Source organism: Stenotrophomonas mexicanensis (assembly GCF_032911605.1).
Lineage (GTDB): Bacteria > Pseudomonadota > Gammaproteobacteria > Xanthomonadales > Xanthomonadaceae > Stenotrophomonas > Stenotrophomonas maltophilia_A.
In genome coordinates this window covers 1-20,816 of record NZ_JAWJTG010000055.1, presented here as the reverse complement: position 1 = coordinate 20,816, position 20,816 = coordinate 1, and the positions used below count along the sequence as shown (strand labels likewise).

The 20,816-nt window shown below is 66.0% G+C and carries 15 protein-coding genes; 4 read left to right on the top strand and 11 right to left on the bottom strand.

The genetic code is table 11. From position 1 onward, the window contains the following. Positions 1 to 10: 10 nt before the first annotated feature. From rpfF to betI, 5 genes are all read right to left on the bottom strand, one after another. The gene (gene rpfF / locus R1L06_RS18515; RefSeq protein ID WP_317218430.1) at positions 11 to 880 is read right to left on the bottom strand and encodes a diffusible signal factor synthase RpfF; all 870 of its coding nucleotides are present in this window, start codon (positions 878 to 880) and stop codon (positions 11 to 13) included. Between the two features lie 199 nt (positions 881 to 1,079). Continuing rightward, positions 1,080 to 2,756 (bottom strand): long-chain fatty acid--CoA ligase, encoded by a 1,677-nt coding sequence (locus tag R1L06_RS18510; protein ID WP_317218429.1) that lies wholly within the window; start codon positions 2,754 to 2,756, stop codon positions 1,080 to 1,082. Positions 2,757 to 2,978: 222 nt separating this feature from the next. After that, positions 2,979 to 4,661: a choline dehydrogenase gene (gene betA, locus R1L06_RS18505; RefSeq protein ID WP_014037074.1), complete on the bottom strand. Its 1,683-nt coding sequence runs from the start codon at positions 4,659 to 4,661 to the stop codon at positions 2,979 to 2,981. 101 nt (positions 4,662 to 4,762) lie between these two features. Continuing rightward, positions 4,763 to 6,235, bottom strand: a complete 1,473-nt coding sequence (gene betB, locus R1L06_RS18500; protein WP_317218428.1) for a betaine-aldehyde dehydrogenase — start codon at positions 6,233 to 6,235, stop codon at positions 4,763 to 4,765. Between the two features lie 38 nt (positions 6,236 to 6,273). After that, on the bottom strand, positions 6,274 to 6,864 hold the full coding sequence (gene betI / locus R1L06_RS18495; protein WP_005416394.1) for a transcriptional regulator BetI: 591 nt from the start codon (positions 6,862 to 6,864) through the stop codon (positions 6,274 to 6,276). Between the two features lie 170 nt (positions 6,865 to 7,034). On the opposite strand from betI, the gene R1L06_RS18490 reads away from it, so the two are divergent. Next, the gene (locus R1L06_RS18490; protein ID WP_032129837.1) at positions 7,035 to 8,585 is read left to right on the top strand and encodes a BCCT family transporter; all 1,551 of its coding nucleotides are present in this window, start codon (positions 7,035 to 7,037) and stop codon (positions 8,583 to 8,585) included. A gap of 110 nt (positions 8,586 to 8,695) precedes the next feature. Here the strand turns inward: R1L06_RS18490 and acnA are convergent, their stop codons facing one another. Continuing rightward, positions 8,696 to 11,449: an aconitate hydratase AcnA gene (acnA, locus tag R1L06_RS18485; protein ID WP_317218427.1), complete on the bottom strand. Its 2,754-nt coding sequence runs from the start codon at positions 11,447 to 11,449 to the stop codon at positions 8,696 to 8,698. Positions 11,450 to 11,749: 300 nt separating this feature from the next. Here acnA and R1L06_RS18480 point away from each other — a divergent pair, with 300 nt between their 5' ends. Genes R1L06_RS18480 through acnB form a run of 3 tightly spaced genes read left to right on the top strand, consistent with a single transcriptional unit; the run spans position 11,750 to position 15,011 of the window. Next, positions 11,750 to 11,974, top strand: coding sequence for an AbrB/MazE/SpoVT family DNA-binding domain-containing protein (locus tag R1L06_RS18480; RefSeq protein WP_005409505.1), 225 nt, complete (start codon positions 11,750 to 11,752; stop codon positions 11,972 to 11,974). Between the two features lie 6 nt (positions 11,975 to 11,980). Further along, the gene (locus R1L06_RS18475) at positions 11,981 to 12,379 is read left to right on the top strand and encodes a type II toxin-antitoxin system VapC family toxin (RefSeq protein WP_008267153.1); all 399 of its coding nucleotides are present in this window, start codon (positions 11,981 to 11,983) and stop codon (positions 12,377 to 12,379) included. A 40-nt stretch (positions 12,380 to 12,419) separates the two neighbouring features. Then, complete coding sequence (acnB, locus tag R1L06_RS18470; protein WP_032129839.1) at positions 12,420 to 15,011, top strand: bifunctional aconitate hydratase 2/2-methylisocitrate dehydratase; 2,592 nt, start codon at positions 12,420 to 12,422, stop codon at positions 15,009 to 15,011. An 83-nt stretch (positions 15,012 to 15,094) separates the two neighbouring features. On the opposite strand, the gene R1L06_RS18465 is transcribed toward acnB, so the two are convergent. The 5 genes from R1L06_RS18465 to R1L06_RS18445 all read right to left on the bottom strand — a co-directional run bounded on the left by R1L06_RS18465 (position 15,095) and on the right by R1L06_RS18445 (position 20,547). Continuing rightward, a complete protein-coding gene (locus tag R1L06_RS18465) occupies positions 15,095 to 15,466 on the bottom strand; it encodes a hypothetical protein (protein ID WP_317218426.1) in 372 nt (123 codons plus the stop codon). Positions 15,467 to 15,700: 234 nt separating this feature from the next. Then, positions 15,701 to 16,774: a protein-glutamate methylesterase/protein-glutamine glutaminase gene (locus R1L06_RS18460; RefSeq protein ID WP_153854877.1), complete on the bottom strand. Its 1,074-nt coding sequence runs from the start codon at positions 16,772 to 16,774 to the stop codon at positions 15,701 to 15,703. Beyond that, positions 16,771 to 17,367 carry a chemoreceptor glutamine deamidase CheD gene (cheD, locus tag R1L06_RS18455; RefSeq protein WP_008264676.1) on the bottom strand — a complete coding sequence of 199 codons (597 nt, stop codon included), beginning with the start codon at positions 17,365 to 17,367 and terminating at the stop codon, positions 16,771 to 16,773. Before cheD ends, R1L06_RS18460 begins: the two co-directional genes overlap by 4 nt. Next, complete coding sequence (locus R1L06_RS18450; RefSeq protein WP_088025867.1) at positions 17,364 to 18,233, bottom strand: CheR family methyltransferase; 870 nt, start codon at positions 18,231 to 18,233, stop codon at positions 17,364 to 17,366. The genes cheD and R1L06_RS18450 overlap by 4 nt, the downstream gene beginning before the upstream one ends. Positions 18,234 to 18,270: 37 nt before the next feature. Next, positions 18,271 to 20,547 carry a methyl-accepting chemotaxis protein gene (locus tag R1L06_RS18445; RefSeq protein ID WP_317218425.1) on the bottom strand — a complete coding sequence of 759 codons (2,277 nt, stop codon included), beginning with the start codon at positions 20,545 to 20,547 and terminating at the stop codon, positions 18,271 to 18,273. Positions 20,548 to 20,816: the final 269 nt, after the last annotated feature.

The window sequence follows — 20,816 nt, the reverse complement described above, 5'->3', positions numbered from 1 at the left end:
CGCCGCGCTGTCAGGCCGGGTCGCCATTGCGCCGGGCCTGTGCCCGCACCAGCCGGTCCATGGTACGCAGGGACTTCTCGCCGAGCTGCATGGCGGTGTCCACCCAGATCTCGGTGATCCGCATCATTTCATGCAGCGGCACCATGGTGGCGATCTCGTTGACCTCACGCATCGCCGCCCACGCGTGCGGAATGCGCCGGCTTTCCTTGATCACCTGTTCGACCGCGGCAACACCTTCGCCCACCGGCACCACGATGTCGACCAGGCCCATTTCCTTCAGCTGGCTGGCGGTGTAGAGGTTGCCTTCCAGCATGATCTTCTCGGCCAGGCGCGGGCTGATCCGCTGGCACAGGAAGGAGTAGGCGCCCATGCCCGGGAACAGGTCGAACAGCACCTCGGGCAGGCCCATCAGCACGCCTTCCTCGGCGACGATGGTGTGGCAGCTCAGTGCGGCCTCGAAGCCGCCACCCAGTGCATTGCCCTGGACCAGGGCGATGCTGTGGGCACGGGTGCCCAGGCCGGCATGGAAGGCATGCACGCCGCGCACGCAGCGTTGGGCATAGTCGAGCAGGCGGGCACGGTCGCCCTCGCGGATCAGGCGGCAGAACAGTTCGAGATCGCCACCCAGGTTGAACACGTCGCTGTCCGAGGCAAGAACGACATGGGGTGACAGAGCGTGCGAGGCGCTGAGGCGATCGCCCAGTTCGCGCTGGTAGTCGACGATGTCATCGACCAGGCGCGAGGCGAAGCACGGCCGGCCCGGCTGGTTGAGCAGGTTGGCGTGCATGTGGATCCAGTAGACATCCCGCTCGGGTTCTTCGGTGATACGCAGGGTAGGGTGCTGCGAGGGACGGGTGATGATGGGGCGTACTGCGGACATGGGAGTTCTCCGTGTGACCGTCCGGCCAACCGCAGAGCGGACGGAGAGGAGTGAGGGGGCGGGCTGAACGTGCGGCGGCGACTGATTCTATGCACCCGTCGTGAACCGCCCGCAAGCGCTGTACCGGCCATGTTCCGGTAATAAAAAGACCCCGCCGTCTCCGGCGGGGTCCCTGCACTCTCCCGTTGCCCGGAAACCCTTACTGGGCGGGCGTATCACGCAGCTCGCGACGGAGAATCTTGCCGACGTTGGTCTTCGGCAGCTCCTTTCGGAATTCTACGATTCTGGGGTGCTTGTAACCGGTCAGGTTTGCCCGCGCATGTTCCTTGACCATTTCCGCGGTCAGGTTCGGGTCCTTCTTCACGATCACGACCTTGACCACTTCGCCGGACTTTTCGTCCGGGACACCGACGGCGGCGACTTCCAGCACGCCCGGCATCATCGCGATGACGTCTTCGACCTCATTCGGGTACACGTTGAAGCCGGACACCAGGATCATGTCCTTCTTGCGGTCGACGATGTAGAAGAAGCCCTGTTCGTCCATCCTGGCCATGTCGCCGGTGTGCAGCCAGCCGTCCGCATCGATGGCGGTGGCGGTTTCTTCCGGACGCTGCCAGTAGCCCTTCATCACCTGTGGGCCCTTGATGCACAGCTCGCCCACTTCGCCCAGCGCCAGGATGTTGCCGTTGTCGTCCTTGATGCAGGCATCGGTGGACGGGATCGGCAGGCCGATGGCACCGTTGTACTCGGGCAGGGTGAGCGGATTGATGCAGGCCGCGGGGGAGGTCTCGGTCAGGCCATAGGCTTCGACGAGGGTCACGCCGGTGACCTTCTTCCAGCGTTCGGCCACGGCACGTTGCACCGCCATGCCGCCGCCCAGGGTGAATTTGACCGAAGAGAAGTCGATCTCGTCGAAGCCCGGGGTGTTGAGCAGGCCGTTGAACAGCGTGTTGACGCCGGTGATGGCGGTGAAGCGGGTGCCCTTGAGCTCCTTGACGAAGCCCTTCATGTCGCGTGGGTTGGTGATCAGGTGGTTGCAGCCACCGAACTTCATGAAGACCAGCCCGTTCGCGGTCAACGCGAAGATGTGGTACAGCGGCAGGGCAGTGATGATCACTTCCTTGCCCGGCTCGATGCCCGAGGTGGACAGCCACGCCGACGCCTGCTGCATGTTGGCGATCAGGTTGCGATTGGTCAGCATCGCACCCTTGGCCACGCCGGTGGTCCCGCCGGTGTACTGCAGGAAGGCAATGTCGTCGTGGTCGATCTCGACCGCCGGAAGCGCGTGGCGGCTGCCCAGCTTGAGCGCCTGCTTGAAGCGGACGGCGCCCTTGATGTGGTAGTTGGGCACCATCTTCTTGATGTACTTCAGCACGAAGTTGACGATCGCGCCCTTGGCGCCGAGCAGGTCGCCCAGACCGGTGGTGACCACGTGCTTGACCGGCGTATCGGCGATGACCTGTTCGACGGTGTCGCCGAAGTTGTCGACCACCACCAGGGCGCTGACGCCGGCATCAACCAGCTGGTGCTTGAGTTCGCGCGCGGTGTACAGCGGGTTGACGTTGACCACGGTCAGGCCGGCGCGCAGCACGCCGAAGGTGGCCACCGGGTACTGCAGGCAGTTGGGCATCATCAGGGCGACGCGGTCACCCTTCTTGAGCTTGAGCTCACCCAGCAGGTAGGCGGCGAACTGGGTGACCAGCGCGTCCGTCTCACCATAGGTGAGGACCTTGCCGAAGCTGGAGTAGGCGGGACGGTCGCGGAATTTCGCGACGGAAGCGTCGAAGACCGAGGCGACCGAATGGAATTCGTTGACGTCGATTTCGGCGGGAACGCCTTTCGGATAGCTCTGCAGCCAGGGACGATCCAGACTCATATTCCCCCTCCAGGAATCGTGATGTTTTAGGTTACGGCCCTGAGCGTATCGACAATGGCCGTTCATTGCAGCATACCCCGCCGTAGGGAAAACGCGAAGAGGCCCCGAGGGGCCTCTTTGCTTGGTAATGCCGGCCGCTGGCCGGCATCTGCGCTCGATCGGGATTCCGGTGGATGCCGGCCAGCGGCCGGCACTACCGTGGCCCCAAGCGGGGCGCTTGCGTCAGCCCTGCTTGCGTACCGGTGCGCCGTTGGCCTTGTAGTACGGCGCGGTGCTGCGGGCCAGCGGAGTGCGGCCACGGATCACGTCGGCCAGCTTCTCGGCCATCATGATGGTCGGCGCGTTGAGGTTGCCGGTCACCACCTGCGGCATGATCGAGGCATCGACGATGCGCAGGCCTTCCAGCCCGTGCACGCGGCCCTGGCCGTCGACCACCGCCATCGGGTCATCGGCATGGCCCATCTTGTTCGAGCACGACGGGTGGTAGGCGGTCTCGGCATGCTCGCGGACGAACGCATCGATCTGCGCATCGGTCTGCAGCGCGCTGCCCGGCGAGATTTCGCGGCCGCTGTACGGGGCCAGGGCCGGCTGCGCGAAGATCTCGCGGGTGATCCGGATCGCCGCGCGGAACTCGCGCCAGTCCTGGTCGTGCGACATGTAGTTGAACAGGATGCTCGGATGTTCGCGCGGATCCTTCGAACGCACGTGGATGCGGCCGCGGCTGGGCGAGCGCATCGAACCGACGTGCATCTGGAAGCTGTGTGCCTTGATCGGGTTGGAGCCGTTGTAATTGATCGCCACCGGCAGGAAGTGATACTGCAGGTTCGGCCAGTCGAATTCGGCGTCGCTGCGGATGAAGCCACCGGCCTCGAACTGGTTGCTGGCGCCGATGCCGGTGCCCAGGAACAGCCACTCGGCACCGATGGCCGGCTGGTTGTACAGCTTCAGAGCCGGGGCCAGCGAGACGGGCTTCTTGCACTCGTACTGCAGGTACATCTCCAAGTGATCCTGCAGGTTGGCGCCGACGCCCGGCAGGTGGTGCACCAGGTCGATGTCGAGGCTGCGCAGCAGGTCGGCCGGGCCGACGCCCGAGCGCTGCAGGATCTGCGGCGAGGCGATGGCGCCGCCACACAGCAGCACTTCGCGGCGGGCGGTGGCACGCTGCGGCTGGTCGTTGTGCAGCCACTGCACGCCCACCGCACGCTTGCCCGAGAACAGGATGCGGTCGGTCAGCGCGTGGGTGACGATGGTCAGGTTCGGGCGCGGCTTGGCCAGGTCCAGGTAGCCACGGGCGGTGCTGGAACGACGGCCCTTCGGGGTCACCGTGCGGTCCATCGGGCCGAAGCCTTCCTGCTGGTAGCCGTTGAGGTCGTCGGTGCGCGGGTAGCCGGCCTGCACGCCGGCCTCGACCATCGCGGCGAACAGCTCGTTGTTGCCGGCCTTCGGCGTGGTCACCCGCAGCGGACCTTCGCCACCGTGGTAGTCGTTGGGGCCGATGTCACGGGTTTCGGCCTTGCGGAAGTACGGCAGGCAGTCCAGGTAGGTCCAGTCTTCCAGGCCGGGCATGCTGGCCCAGTTGTCGTAGTCCATCGCGTTGCCGCGGATGTAGCACATGCCGTTGATCAGCGACGAGCCACCCAGCCCCTTGCCACGGCCGCAGTCCATGCGGCGGTTGTTCATGAAGGGCTCGGGATCGGTCTTGTACGCCCAGTTGTAGCGCTTGCCCTGCAGCGGGAAGGCCAGTGCCGCCGGCATCTGGGTACGGAAGTCGAGCCGGTAGTCCGGGCCACCGGCTTCCAGCAGCAGCACGCTGACATCGGCATCTTCGGTGAGGCGGGTGGCCAGCACGTTGCCGGCCGAACCGGCGCCGATGATGATGTAGTCGTACTCGTTATGGGTGCTCATGGGTGTCTCCTGCAGGCCGGGGCGCGCTGCATGCAGGCGTCCCGGCGGAATGTCGGATCGGCGCAGTGGCCGGACGAAGGTGCGCGCTCGGGGCGCGCCGATCAGAACACGCTGGCGTAGTCGCCCAGTTCCACCTGCACAGACTTGATGCGGGTGTAGTGGCCGAGGGTGGAGAGGCCGTTCTCACGGCCGACGCCGGATTCCTTGTAGCCGCCGACCGGCATTTCGGCCGGCGATTCGCCCCAGGTGTTGATCCAGCAGATGCCGGCTTCCAGGCGGTGGATGATGCGGTGGGCGCGGCTGACGTCCTTGCTGACCACGCCGGCGGCGAGGCCGAAGGTGGTGTCGTTGGCGCGACGCACCACTTCGTCTTCGTCGTCGTAGGCGAGGATGCTCATCACCGGCCCGAAGATCTCTTCCTTGACGATGGTCATGTCATCGTGGCAGTCGGAGAACACGGTCGGCAGCACGTAGGCGCCATTGGCCTGCGCGCCTTCGGTGGCACGGCCGCCGCCGGTCAGCAGGCGGGCGCCTTCGGCCTTGCCGCTTTCGATGTAGCGCAGCACGTTTTCCATGTGCAGGAAGCTGGTGAGCGGGCCGAAGTTGGTCTCGGCGGCCATCGGGTCGCCGATGCGGATGCGCTTGACGCGCTCGACCACGGCGGCTTCGAACGCGGCCAGCATGCTGCGCGGCACGAACACGCGGGTGCCGTTGGTGCAGACCTGGCCGGAGCTGAAGAAGTTGGCCATCACCGCGATGTCGGCGGCGCGGTCGAGGTCGGCGTCATCGCAGATCACCAGCGGCGACTTGCCGCCCAGCTCCATGGTCACTTCCTTCAGCGACGAGGATGCGGCGCTGGCCATGACCTTCTTGCCGGTGGCGACGCCGCCGGTGAAGGAGATCTTCTCGATCACCGGGTGCTCGGTCAGCCACTGGCCGATCTCGCGGCCCGGGCCCTGCACGACGTTGAACACGCCGGCCGGCACACCGGCTTCGGTGTAGATCTCGGCCAGGCGGATCGCGGTCAGCGGGGTCACTTCGGACGGCTTGAACACCATCGCGTTGCCGGCGGCCAGGGCCGGGGCCGACTTCCACATGGCGATCTGGATCGGGTAGTTCCAGGCGCCGATGCCGGCGACCACGCCCAGCGGCTCGCGGCGGGTGTAGAAGAAGCTCGATTCGCGCAGCGGCAGCTGGATGCCTTCGATGGCGGTGGCCAGGCCGGCGTAGTACTCGACCACGTCGGCGCCGGTGACGATGTCCACGGTGGTGGTTTCGGCCAGCGCCTTGCCGGTGTCCAGGGTTTCCAGGTGCGCCAGTTCGTCGTTGCGCTCGCGCAGGATCTCGACGGCGCGGCGCAGGATGCGCGAACGCTCCATGGCAGTCATCGCCGCCCACACCTTCTGGCCTTCGGCCGCGCTCTGCACGGCGCGTTCGACGTCGGCCTGGCTGGCGACCTGCACTTCAGCGATCACGTCACCGGTGGCCGGGTTCACGGTCCTGAAGGTCTTGCCGCTGGTGGCATCGACGCGCTGGCCGTGGATGTAGAGCTGTTGGACGGGCAGGGTGGTCATGGGGCGTACTCCTTGGAAGGGGGCGGGTGCTGAAGCGCTTATAGCGCGACAGCCTGCAACTGGAAGTCGATGTAGCCGTAAGCAATGCGCCGGGACTTCTCGGCGTTGAACTGGCCGCCGACCAGGCTGCCGCGCAGCCACAGGCCGTCGATCATCGCGGCCAGGCCACGGGCGGCCAGGCGGGCCTGCGGGTGGGGCAGCAGGCGGTTGAACTGGTGGCACAGGTTGGAGAACAGGCGCTGGTCGTTGGCGCGCTGCAGCCGGGCCAGTTCCGGCTGGTGCATGCTCGCGGCCCAGAAGGTCAGCCAGACGCGCATCGCGGTGCCGTTGATCTGGCTGTCGTCGAAGTTGCCATCGACGATGGCGCGCAGCTGCTCGCGCGGGTCGTCACCAGCGTCGGCACGGTAGCGGGCGACCGCGTCCTTCAGTTCACGCAGGATCTGCCGCATTGCAGCATTGAGCAGGCCGTCCTTGTCGCCGAAGTAGTGGGCGACGATGCCGCTGGACAGCCCTGCCTTCTTCGCGATGGTGGCGACGGTCGCATCGGCCATGCCGATCTCGTCGATGGTCTGGAAAGTGGCCCGGATCAGCTGTTCGCGCCGTACCGGTTCCACGCCTTTCTTCGGCATTGTCTCTCCACGGATTGCGACCCGAAGGATCGGGCTGCCCGCCATTATGCTTTTTATTGATTGAACGTTCAATCAATAAACCCTAGGATGCGCTCGCGCCCCACGCCATGGGCCCGGTTTACCGGTCCGGCCCCGCCCATGTGCCCCCTCGGACTTGATGAGACGACCCCATGTCTTCCCTGGCTCATCCCAAGCGTTCGCCCCTGCGCTTGAATCGTTTTGTCTTCTTCAGCTCCTCGGTGTCGATCGGCATCCTCGGGCTGCTTACCGTTCTCTATCCCGAAAGCAGCGAGCACTGGCTGCAGTGGGCGCAGGCCGAAGTCTCGGCGGCGTTCGGCTGGTGGTACATGCTGCTGATCGTGCTGTGCCTGGGCTTCGTGCTGTGGCTGGCGTTCTCGCCGTACGGCCGCATCCGCCTGGGCCACAACGAGGAATCACCGGCGTTCGGCTACGTGGCCTGGGTGTCGATGCTGTTCTCGGCCGGCATCGGCATTGCGCTGCTGTACTACGGCGCCTACGAGCCGCTGGACCACTTCCTCAATCCGCCCGGGCAGCCCGGCGGGACCGTGGCCGCCGGCCGCGAGGCGATGGTGCTGACCTTCCTGCACTGGGGCCTGCACGGCTGGGCGCTGTATGCGCTGGTCGGCGTGGCGCTGGGCTATTTCGCCTACCGCCGCGACCTGCCGCTGGCGCTGCGCTCGGCGCTGTACCCGATCTTCGGTGAGCGCATCCATGGCCGCATCGGCGACATGGTCGATGGCTTCGGCATCCTTGCCACGCTGATCTCGATGGTGACCAACCTCGGCATCGGCGCGCTGGTGGTGCAGTCCGGCCTGGTCTACCTGTTCCACATTCCGGATACGCCGCAGGTGCTGGTGGCAATCGTGCTGGTGATGATGGTGGTGGCCACCATCGGCGTGGTGGCGGGTGTGGAGAAGGGCATTGCCTGGCTCTCCAACCTCAACGTGCGCCTGCTGTGCGGCCTACTGCTGTTCGTGCTGGTCACCGGCCCGACCCTGCACCTGTTCGATGGTCTGATCCAGAACACCGGCGATTATCTCGGCGCATTCGTGCGCAAGAGCTTCGACATGTACCTCAACGACCCGAAGGGCCGTGAGTGGATGGGCTCGTGGACGCTGTTCTACTGGGCGTGGTGGATCGCCTGGGCGCCGTTCGTCGGTCTTTTCGTGGCGCGCATCTCGCGTGGCCGCACCATCCGTGAAGTGATCATGGGCGTGCTGCTGATCCCGCTCGGCTTCACCCTGGCGTGGCTGTCGATCTTCGGCAACACGGCTATCGACCTGGTGCTCAACCATGGCCAGGCGATCCTGGGTGACGTGGCCCAGCACGATGCGGCGATGACGCTGTTCAAGCTGCTGGAGTACCTGCCCGCCGCGCCGTACGTGGCCGGTGCCGCGGTGGTGATCGGCTTCGTGTTGTTCCTGACCCCGGTCGATTCGGGCACGCTGATGATCGCCAACCTGTGCACCCGTCGCGTTGATGATGGCGTGGAAGACGGGCATGACGCGCCGATCTGGCTGCGCGTGTTCTGGGCGGCCGGCATCACCGTGGCCAGCGTCGGTCTGCTGCTGGCCGGCAACTTCAGTGCGATGCAGACGGCGGTGGTGCTGTGCGGCCTGCCGTTCTCGTTCACCCTGGCGTTCTACATGTGGGGCCTGCTGAAGGCACTGCGCACCGACCCGGACGCACCGCGGCGGTAGTTAGCGCCGGGCCATGACCGGTGAACGCCAAAGCAAAGGGCCGGATCGGTGAGGATCCGGCCCTTTGCGTTTGCTTGCAGGATGCGCCGGGCATGGCCCGGCGTTACCCGTTACTTTGCTGCCAACTGGCGCAGCACGTACTGCAGCAGGCCGCCATGACGGAAGTATTCGACTTCCTTCGGGGTCAACAGCATTACCGAGACCTCGAAGGTCTTCTTCGTGCCATCAGCCTTGGTGGCGGTGACCGTGGCGCGCTTGCTGGCACCGTCCTGCAGGCCGGTGATGTCGATCACTTCCGAACCGTCCAGGCCCAGGCTCTGTGCGTTCTCGCCGTTGCGGAACTGCAGCGGCAGCACGCCCATGCCGACCAGGTTGGAGCGGTGGATGCGCTCGAAGCTCTCGGCCACGACCGCCTTCACCCCCAGCAGCAGGGTGCCCTTGGCCGCCCAGTCACGCGACGAACCGGTGCCGTATTCCTTGCCGGCCAGCACTACCAGCGGCACCTTGTCGGCTTTGTACTTCATGGCCGCATCGTAGATCGCCAGCTTTTCCGGCTGGCCGCCGCCGGCCGGGTAGTACAGGGTGTTGCCACCTTCCTCGCCACCGAACATCAGGTTCTTGATGCGGATGTTGGCGAAGGTGCCGCGGACCATGACGTCATCGTTGCCGCGGCGGCTGCCGTAGCTGTTGAAGTCGGCCGGCTGCACGCCGCGCTCCTGCAGGAAACGGCCTGCCGGCGAGTCCTTCTTGATGTTGCCGGCCGGGGAGATGTGGTCGGTGGTGATCGAGTCGCCGAACAGGCCCATCACGCGTGCGCCGTGCACGTCGTCGATGCTGCCGGTCTGCATTGTCATGCCATCGAAGTACGGCGGGTTCTTGATGTAGGTGGAGGCATCGCTCCACTCGTACAGGTTGCCGTCCGGCGAAGCGATGGTGTTCCAGCGGGTATCACCCTTGAACACATCGGCGTAGTTCTGCTTGAACATCTCCGGGCCGATGGTGGCAGCGATGACGTCGCCGATTTCCTTGTTGCTCGGCCAGATGTCGCGCAGGAACACCGGCTGGCCATCGCTGCCGGTACCCAGCGGCTGGGTGGTCAGGTCGATGTCGGTGGTGCCGGCGATGGCGTAGGCCACCACCAGTGGCGGGCTGGCCAGGTAGTTCATCTTCACTTCGGGGTGCACGCGGCCCTCGAAGTTGCGGTTGCCGGACAGCACCGAGGTGACCACCAGATCGCCGGTGGCGATGCCGGCGCTGACTTCGGTCGGCAGCGGGCCGGAGTTGCCGATGCAGGTGGTGCAGCCGTAGCCGACCACGTAGAAGCCGATCTTTTCCAGCTCCTTCAGTACGCCGGCCTTTTCAAGGTAATCGGTGACCACGCGGGAGCCTGGGCCGAGCGAGGTCTTCACCCACGGCTGGCGGTTCAGGCCCTTGGCGGCCGCGTTGCGGGCCAGCAGGCCGGCGCCGATCATTACCGCCGGGTTGGAGGTGTTGGTGCACGAGGTGATGGCCGCGATGACCACCGCGCCGTCCTTCAGGCGGACCTTGCGGCCTTCGGTTTCGATGTCGGCGTAGCCCTTGGCCAGCTGCTCGTTGCCGACCGCGGCACCGCCGCCTTCGTTGACGAACGAGGAGACATCGTCGCTGCGCTTGTCACGGTTGGTGGTCAGGCCAACCAGGGCTTCGCGGTAGTTCTTCTGCACGTCTTCCAGCAGCACGCGGTCCTGCGGACGCTTCGGGCCGGCCAGCGACGGCTTCACCGTGCCCATGTCCAGTTCCAGCGTGGTGCTGTACTGCGCGTGCGGGCTGCCCGGTTCGTGCCACAGGCCCTGCGCCTTGGCATAGGCTTCGACCAGATCGATCTGCTCTTCGCTGCGGCCGGACAGGCGCAGGTAGTTCAGCGACTCGGCGTCGATCGGGAAGATGCCGCAGGTGGCGCCGTATTCCGGGGCCATGTTGCCAATGGTGGCGCGGTCGGCCAGCGGCAGGTGCTGCAGGCCGTCACCGAAGAACTCGACGAACTTGCCGACCACGCCCAGCTTACGCAGCATCTGGGTGACGGTCAGCACCAGGTCGGTGGCGGTTGCGCCCTCGGGCAGCTTGCCGGTCAGCTTGAAGCCGACCACCTGCGGGATCAGCATCGACGACGGCTGGCCGAGCATGGCCGCCTCCGCTTCGATGCCGCCCACGCCCCAGCCGAGCACGCCGATGCCGTTGATCATGGTGGTGTGGCTGTCGGTGCCGAACACGGTATCGGGGTAGGCGACCGCCTTGCCGTCCTTGTCCGCCGTCATCACCACGCGGGCCAGGTTCTCCAGGTTCACTTGGTGGACGATGCCGGTGTTCGGCGGCACTACCTTGAAGTTGTCGAAGGCCTTCTGGCCCCAGCGCAGGAAGCCGTAGCGTTCCTGGTTGCGCTGGAACTCGATCTTGCCGTTGAGGTCCAGCGCGTCCGGCTTGCCGAACACGTCGACCTGCACCGAGTGGTCGATGACCAGTTCGGAGGGAATCTGCGGGTTGATCTGCTCAGGCGAGCCGCCGAGCTTGACCACCGCGTCGCGCATCGCGGCGAGGTCGACCACGCAGGGCACGCCGGTGAAGTCCTGCAGGACCACGCGCGCCGGCATGAAGGCGATTTCGGTGTCCGGCTCGGCCGCCGGGTTCCAGCGGGCCACGGCTTCGATGTGGTCCTTGCCGACGGTGATGCCGCCATCCTCGTGCCGGAGCAGGTTCTCCAGCAGGATCTTCATCGAGTAGGGCAGGTGGGAGATATCGAAGCGCTGGCCCAGCGTGGGCAGGCTGAAGTAGTCGTAGGTCTTGCCGCCGACGTCCAGCTGGCTGCGGGTGGAGAACGAATCGCTCATGCGGGGTAACTCCTTCTTGCGGATGGCTTGCAGTGGCCCGCGCATGGGCGGACCTGCTTGCGGTCGCCGCGGGCCTGACGGCCCCGTTCTCCCAGTATGAACCCCAAACTGAATGGATTCACCCGGGCCGGGTCCTGCCTGCGGCATCGGTTCCAGATTACAGGGGAAGGTGTATGGCGTATGTCACGTTTGTGGCCGATCCTTTGCGAGGCAAGGGCTGGCGGGGTGCCGGTCCTGTTCAGGGTGGAAGTATGCCCGGGGAAGTATGTATAATTTGTGCATACTCTGGAGGGCCTACCGATGGAAGCCACTGTTGCAGAACGCGGACAGATCACCCTGCCCAAGGCGGTGCGTGATGCCCTCGGCCTGACCAAGGGCACGCTGCTGAAGGTCGAGCTGGACGGCAGCCGCATCATCCTGCGCAAGAGTGTTGACGATGCCATTTCACGGGCGCGCGGCAAGTTCGCGCTGGACGGTTTCGAATCGTCCGACGCAGCGGTACGTGCGGTGCGTGACGAGGAATAAGCCGTGATGATCGCCGTCGACTCTCCGGTGCTGGTCGAGCTGCTCAGCAATGGCCCGCAGGCCGATGCCGTGGAAGCCATCCTCAGGCAGAGCCTGGTCGGTGGCCGCGTGGTGGTCTGCGGCGCGACCCTGGCCGAGGTCTGCGCATCGCTGCGTGGCGGTGCCGAGGTGCTCGAAGCGCTGGAAGAAATGGGCGTGCACTTCAACCCGATGGAAGCCAAGTCGGCGCTGCGCGCCGGCGAGATGCACCGCCGCCACCGCCAGCGCAGCGGCAGCCGCCGCAGCCTGGACGAATTCATGGTCGGCGCCCACGCACTGCTGCAGTGCGATGGCCTGATCACCTGGAACGACACGTTTTACCGCGACTACTTCAAGGGCCTGAAGCTGATCGTGCCGCAAGCCTGAGCCCACTTTTTTTCAACCTACGCATTACCCGGGAGTTGTCATGTTGGAAGCCTACCGCCACCACGTCGCCGAGCGCGCTGCGCTTGGCATCCCGCCGCTGCCGCTGAGCGCGCAGCAGACGGCCGATGTCATCGAACTGCTGAAGAACCCGCCGCAGGGCGAGGCCGAGTTCCTGCTCGACCTGCTGACCCACCGCGTGCCGGCCGGCGTCGATGACGCGGCCAAGGTCAAGGCCTCGTACCTGGCGGCGATCGCCCTGGGCAGCGAGCAGAACCCCCTGATCAGCCGTGAGCGCGCCACCGAACTGCTGGGCACCATGCTCGGCGGTTACAACGTTGCCCCGCTGGTGCAGCTGCTGGACGACGCCAGCGTCGGCACCATCGCCGCCAACGGTCTGAAGAAGACCCTGCTGGTGTTTGATGCCTTCCACGATGTGCAGGAAAAGGCAAAGGCCGGCAATGCCAACGCCCAGTCCGTGCTGCAGAGCTGGGCCGACGCCGAGTGGTTCACCAGCAACCCGGAAGTGCCGCAGAGCCTGACCGTCACCGTGTTCAAGGTGCCGGGCGAAACCAACACCGACGACCTGTCGCCGGCACCGGACGCGACCACCCGCCCGGACATCCCGATGCACGCCCTGGCGATGCTGAAGAACAAGCGCGACGACGCGCCGTTCACCCCGGAAGAAGACGGCAAGCGCGGCCCGATCCAGCAGATCCTCGACCTGAAGGACAAGGGTCACCTGGTCGCCTACGTTGGCGACGTGGTCGGCACCGGTTCCTCGCGCAAGTCGGCCACCAACAGCGTGCTGTGGTGGACCGGCGATGACATTCCGTTCATCCCGAACAAGCGCGCCGGTGGCGTCTGCCTGGGTTCGAAGATCGCCCCGATCTTCTACAACACCATGGAAGATGCCGGTGCACTGCCGATCGAGCTGGACGTGTCGAAGATGGAGCACGGCGATGTGGTCGAGCTGCGTCCGTACGAAGGCAAGGCGCTGAAGAACGGTGAAGTGATCGCCGAGTTCCAGGTCAAGTCCGAAGTGCTGTTCGACGAAGTGCGCGCCGGTGGCCGCATTCCGCTGATCATCGGCCGTGGCCTGACCGGCAAGGCGCGCGAAGCGCTGGGCCTGGCCCCGACCGACCTGTTCCGCCTGCCGGTGCAGCCGGTCGATACCGGCAAGGGCTTCTCGCTGGCGCAGAAGATGGTCGGCCGCGCCTGTGGCCTGCCGGAAGGCCAGGGCATGCGCCCGGGCACCTATTGCGAACCGAAGATGACCTCGGTCGGCTCGCAGGACACCACCGGCCCGATGACCCGTGACGAGCTGAAGGACCTGGCCTGCCTGGGCTTCTCGGCCGACCTGGTGATGCAGTCGTTCTGCCACACCGCCGCTTATCCGAAGCCGGTGGACGTGAAGACCCACCACACCCTGCCGGAGTTCATCTCCACCCGTGGCGGCGTCTCGCTGCGCCCGGGCGACGGTGTGATCCACAGCTGGCTCAACCGCATGCTGCTGCCGGACACCGTTGGTACCGGTGGTGACTCGCACACCCGTTTCCCGGTGGGCATTTCGTTCCCGGCCGGTTCGGGCCTGGTTGCCTTCGCCGCTGCCACCGGCGTGATGCCGCTGGACATGCCGGAGTCGGTGCTGGTGCGCTTCAAGGGCAAGATGCAGCCAGGCGTGACCCTGCGTGACCTGGTCAACGCGATTCCGCTGTACGCGATCAAGTCGGGCCTGCTGACCGTGGCCAAGGCTGGCAAGAAGAACATCTTCTCCGGTCGCATCCTGGAAATCGAAGGCCTGCCGGAGCTGAAGGTCGAACAGGCGTTCGAACTGTCCGACGCCTCGGCCGAGCGTTCGGCGGCTGGTTGCTCGGTGCGCCTGAACAAGGAGCCGATCATCGAGTACCTCAACAGCAACATCACCCTGCTGAAGTGGATGATTGCCGAGGGTTACCAGGATCCGCGCTCGCTGCAGCGCCGTATCGAGAAGATGGAAGCGTGGCTGGCCAACCCGGAGCTGCTGGAGCCGGATGCCGACGCCGAGTACGCCGCCGTCATCGAGATCGACCTGGCCGACATCCACGAGCCGATCGTGGCCTGCCCGAACGACCCGGACGACGTGAAGACCCTGTCCGAAGTGGCCGGCGCCAAGATCGACGAAGTGTTCATCGGTTCGTGCATGACCAACATCGGTCACTTCCGTGCGGCTGCCAAGCTGCTGGAAGGCAAGCGTGACCTGCCGACCCGCCTGTGGGTGGCCCCGCCGACCAAGATGGATGCCTCCGAGCTGACCAAGGAAGGCGTGTACGGCACCTTCGGCGCCACCGGCGCACGCATGGAAATGCCGGGCTGCTCGCTGTGCATGGGCAACCAGGCGCAGATCCGCGAAGGCTCCACCGCGATGTCGACCTCGACCCGCAACTTCCCGAACCGCCTGGGCCGCAACACCAACGTGTACCTGGGTTCGGCCGAACTGGCCGCGATCTGCTCGCGCCTGGGCCGCATCCCGACCAAGGAGGAGTACATGGCGGACATCGGCGTGATCAACGCCAATGGCGCGGAGATCTACCGCTACATGAACTTCGACCAGATCGAGGAATACCAGGACGTGGCCAAGACGGTTGCTGCCTGAGGGTAGTGCCGGCCGCTGGCCGGCATCCCGTTGAAACAAGGAACCCCCGGTGAAAGCCGGGGGTTTTTTGTCTGCTGCATCCGCTATTGCACGGTCCAGTCCGCGTTGCCCTGCAACCGACGGCCGCCGATCAGCACGTTGCCGCGCTTACCGGAGACATCCATCTCGAACCAGGGCAGTCCATCACGGTCAAGTGGACACACGTAGGCCTGGCGCTTTGCACGGTTGAATTCGATGTAGTAGCGGCGATGCACGTTGGGGTACGGCGGGATCGACGCGCCTTTCCAGCTGACGCTTACCGCGCCGGGGTCTTCGCGACCCACCAGCATCAGCATGAAGAACACATCACCCTGCTTGGCCTCGAAGTAGAACAGATCGCCACTGGCGCCGGCGGGTGCCAGTGGCAATGAAAGCAGTACGGCCGCCAGGGCGGCCTTCCATATGCCTTTGATCATGTGCAGCGTTCCTTGTGCAATACCGCTATCAAAGCACACATGCGGGTAGCGCGTTGAAACGAAGAACCCCGGTGAAAGCCGGTGCCTTTTTTGCCTGATGGCCTGTAGCACCGAGTCCATGCTTGGCTGCTGTTCGTGCGATGCGCGATGAGTCGAGCATGGCTCGACTCTACAACGGCATCCACGCATGGCGTGGATCTACTGCAAGCGGAGTCCTTGAGCCGGGGCGGGCAATCAGCCGCGCGCGAGCGCCAGCAACCGCTCGGCAATCCGTTCCAGCGGCACCTGTTCCTCGGCGGCGCCGAGCTTGAAGGCGGCACCCGGCATGCCCCAGACCACGCTGGTGGCCTCGTCCTGCACCAGTGTCGGCGCGCCGGCCTGGCGCATCTCCAGCAGGCCGCGTGCGCCGTCATCGCCCATGCCGGTGAGAATGGCACCGATGGCGTTGCCGCCGGCGTTCTGCGCGACCGAGCGGAACAGCACATCCACCGCGGGCTTGTGCCGGTTCACGGCCGGGCCGTCGTCGACCCGGCAACGCCAGCGCGCACCGTCGCGGATGATCCGCAGGTGCTTGCCACCCGGTGGCAGGTAGGCGTGGCCCGGCAGCACGGCTTCGCCGTCGCTGGCTTCGCGCACGGCCATCGCCGAGTGCCGGTCCAGGCGTTCGGCGAAGGCGCTGCTGAAGCTGGCCGGCAGATGCTGGGTCATCACCACGGCCGGGCCGTCGGCGGGCATGCCTTCCAGCACTACGCGCAGGGCTTCGGTGCCACCGGCCGACGAGCCGATCGCGATCAGGCGGTCGGTGGTACGGAACTGCGGCGCGGCGGGGCGCATCGCAGGAGCGGCTTCCAGCAGGAGCTTCGGTGCGGCAGCGCGCACCAGCGGACGCACCCGCGAGCGCGCCGCCATCTTGACCTTGGCGATGATCTCGTCGGCGTAGCCCTGCAGGCCGCGCGCCACGTCCAGTTTCGGCTTGGAGACGAAATCCACAGCCCCCAACGCCAGTGCCTGCAGGGTGGTGTCGGCGCCGCGTTCGGTCAGCGAGGAGATCATCACCACCGGCAGCGGGTGCAGGCGCATCAGGTTTTCCAGGAACGCCAGGCCGTCCATGCGCGGCATTTCCACGTCCAGGGTGATCACGTCCGGGGCCAGGCGCTTGATCTTCTCGCGTGCCAGCAGCGGGTCGGCGGCGGTGCCGACCACGTCGATGGACGGATCGCTGGACAGGATCTCGGTGAGCATCTGGCGCACGACGGCGGAGTCGTCGACGATCAGGACCCGGCAGGGGGCGTTGCCGGTCAGGGTCATTCGAACAGCTCCACGCCACCGGTGACCGGGGCCTTGGACAGGCGTGCACGCACGGCCGATTCGGTCGCAGCCACTTCGGCTTCATGGGCATGCGGCAGACGCTGCACCACCACGCGGCCGGTATCGGCGAAGAACCAGATCTTGCGCGGATGGATGCCGCACAGGTCCTCGGCGATGATCGGAATGTGCTCGGCCTGCAGGTACTGGCGCACGAACTCGGCGTTGCGGGTGCCGACCGGGTTGCTGGTGAAACCCTTCAGCACGTTGGCACCACCGAACACCTTGGCTTCGATGCGCTTGCGGTGTGCGCCGCGCTTGAGCATGTCGTTGATCAGCAGTTCCATCGCGTAGCTGCCATAGCGCGCAGGTGCGCCGTCGCCGGCATTGCCCTCGGGCAGCAGGAAATGGTTCATGCCGCCGATCTTCAGCACCGGGTCGCGCAGGCAGGCGGCCACGCAGGAACCCAGCGTGGTGGTCAGTGCGGTGGTGTCGTCGACCACCAGGTACTGTGTCGGCAGCAGCTTGGCTGCAATGGTCTTGAAGCGCGCGTCCTGGTAACGCATCACATCATCGGTACGCAGCGAGGCGTTCATGCGCCGGCCTTTGCCGCACGGCGGTACAGGGTGCGCCCGCAGGGCTGGATCAGGTCGGCGGCGTGCAGGTAGTTCTCCGAGTGGCCGGTGTAGAGCAGGCCATCGTCGGACAGGTGCTGCACCAGCCGGCCCAGGATCGCGCGCTGGGTCGGCTTGTCGAAGTAGATCATCACGTTGCGGCAGAACAGCGCATCGAACGGGCCGCCGACGTCGTAGCGCGGGGCGAGCAGATTCAATGGGCGGAACTCGATCAGCTCGCGCAGCGCTGGCAGCACGCGGCACTGGCCCTCGTTGGGGCCGCTGCCGCGCTGGAAGTAGCGCCGGCGCAGGTCCGGATCGAGGCTGGTGACGCGATCGATGTTGTAGACGCCACGGCCGGCGGTGGCCAGCACCTGGGTGTCGACATCGGTGGCGATGATGCGTACCGGTGGCTTCAGGGTGCCGAAGGCCTCGCAGGCGGTAATCGCCATCGAGTAGGGCTCTTCGCCGGTGGACGCCGCGCAGGACCACAGCAGCAGCGGCGTGCGGCTGGCGCGCTGCTGCAGCTCCTCGCGCAGCTTGTCGAAGTGGTGCGGTTCGCGGAAGAACGAGGTCAGGTTGGTGGTCAGGGCGTTGGTGAACGCCTGCCATTCGTCACCGTCTTCCTGCTCCAGATGGTCCAGATACTGCTGGAAGCTGCGCATGCCCAGCGTGCGCAGGCGGCGCGACAGGCGGCCATAGACCATGTCGCGTTTTGCCGGGGCGAGGGCGATGCCCACGCGCTGGTAGATCAGGTCGCAGACGCGGCGGAAATCACGGTCGGCGAACTCGAATTCGCGCGGGCCGGTGACGATGGGAGTAGGACTTTGCACGGGGGACGTGTCCATCGGCAGAGGCGGTGGCCGAAGCCGCCGCGGGTGGGTCTCAGAATTCCTGCCAGTCGCTGTCGCTGGCGACGAAGGTGCTGGCGTTGCTGCCGGTGCGGCGTGCTGGTGCTGGCGTCGGAGCCGGCCGCGGACGCGCCACGGCGGCGGCAACATGCACCGGCTCGACACGCGCGGCCACAGCCTTCATCGCGGCCGAGACCTGGTTGTCCAGGCGGAAGATCGCTACGGCGTCGGCCAGCTGGCCAGCCTGTTCTTCCATCGCGCGCGCGGCAGCGGTGGCTTCTTCCACCAGCGCAGCATTCTGCTGCGTGGTCTCGTCCATCTGCACCACGGTCTGGTTGACCTGCTCGATGCCAGCCGACTGCTCCTGCGAAGCCGCGGAGATCTCGGCCATGATGTCGGTCACGCGCTGCACCGAGGCGACGATCTCGCCCATGGTGCTGCCGGCCTGGTGCACCAGGCTGGAGCCTTCGGCGACCTTGCCGACCGAATCATCGATCAGGCCCTTGATCTCCTTGGCCGCGGCGGCCGAGCGCTGGGCGAGGGTACGCACTTCGCTGGCGACCACGGCGAAGCCACGGCCCTGTTCGCCGGCACGTGCGGCTTCCACTGCGGCGTTCAACGCCAGGATGTTGGTCTGGAAGGCGATGCCGTCGATGACCGAGATGATCTCGGCGATCTTCTTCGACGAAGCTTCGATGGCCGACATGGTGTTGACCACCTGGCCGACCACGCTGCCGCCTTGAGAAGCAACACCCTGCGCGCCGATCGCCAGCTGATTGGCCTGGCGGGCGTGTTCGGCGTTCTGGCGCACGGTGGAGGTCAGTTCCTCCATCGACGCGGCGGTCTCTTCCAGGTTCGCTGCCTGCTGCTCGGTACGGCGCGACAGATCACTGTTGCCCGAAGCGATCTCACCGGCGGCCAGTGTGATGCTGCCGGCGCTGGCCTGGATCTGGCCGACGATCTGGGTCAGCTGGGTGACGGTGGTGTTGGCGTCGTCCCGCATGCGTGCGAACACGCCCTGGTAGTCGCCGTGCATGCGCGCGGTCAGGTCGCCTTCGGCGATGGCCGACAGCAGCTGCGAGAGCTTGCCGAGGTTGTCATCGCTGACCGCCATCATCGCGTTGAGGTTTTCCAGCATCAGGCGGAAATCGTGATCGAAGCGCTGCGCGTCGCCACGGCGGCTGAAGTCGCCTGCGGCGGCGGCACTGGCCAGCTGCTTGATCTCGGCGTTGATGCGGCCGAGGTTGGCCTTGACCGTGTCGACGGTGGTGGTCATCGCGGCCTTCTCGCCGGGGTAGCGCGCGACGTCGCGGCTCAGATCGCCCACCGCGTACTGCTGCACCACATCCAGCACATCGTGCAGGGTCTGCACGTGGCCGCCGACCAGAGCATTGGTTTCCTGCACCATCAGCCCGTACTCGCCGGGGAAGGCGCTGGCATCGATGCGGTAGCTCAGTTCGCCGCCGTCGTGGCGACGCGCCATCTCGCGCTGGCCGCTGATCACCGCGTGCAGCTGCTGCTGCATGCCCGACATGGCGTCCAGCAGGCGGCCGGTCTCGTCATGCGGCTGCGGGCCGATGTGGCTGTCCAGCTTGCCGCGGGCGATACCCTCGGCGACGGCCGTTGCCTGCTTCAGCGGTATGGCGATGCGGTTGCCGATGAGCCAGCTCAGGGCCAGCACGATCAGTACCAGCACGCCACCGGAGACGGCCATGATGGCGGTGAACACCAGTGCCTGCTTCTGCACGTCGTCCATGTAGACGCCACTGCTGACCACCCAGTTCCAGGGCGCGAACAGGCCGGCGTAAGCCACCTTCTCGACCTCGCCCTTGCTGCCGGGCTTGGCCCAGCGGTAGTTGACGAAGCCGCCACCGGCCTTGGCTGCTTCCACCTGGTCGTAGTAGATGCGCACGCCGTCGTCGGTGCGGAAGTCCTTCATGTCCTTGCCGACCAGGTCCTTGCGGAACGGGTGCATCAGCAGGCGGTAGCCGGTGTCGTAGATGTTGAAGTAGTAGGCATCGTTATCGGCGCGCATCACTTCCAGCGCCTGCAGGGCGGCGGCCCTGGCAGCGTCCTCGCTGAGCTCGCCGGTACCGGCCAGGCGATGGTAGTGCTGGAGGATGCCGTAGCTGAGTTCGACCTGGGTCTTCAGCGCAGTCTTGCGGGTCTCGGTCAGGTCGAGGTACTGCATGCGGGCGGCGATCACCGAGAGCGCGATCACGCCAAGCGCGATGAGCAGCGTCAGCAGGTTGAGCTTGCGCCGGACGGAGAGGTTGCTGAAGTAGTGTTGCCAGCGATGCATGAGATTCATCGAGCAGGACCAGGTCGAAGCGGGCGGGCGGCGCCGTGCCGGTCACAGCGGGACAAGCGGTGACAACCCCGTTATCGGCCGCGCGGGCGGGGGATTGAGGTGCGGTGTCCGAACGTATTCAGGTTTCCTTGCAGCGGCGGCTGCGGCGCTGCCTGCGGCAGGCTTTTGAAGCAACAGCAACAGCAACAGCAACAGCAACGGCGGTTGGTCGGCTCTGAATTTTCAGTGGGTGGCTGGATCGGGGTGGGCTGGCGGGACACGCCGTAAAC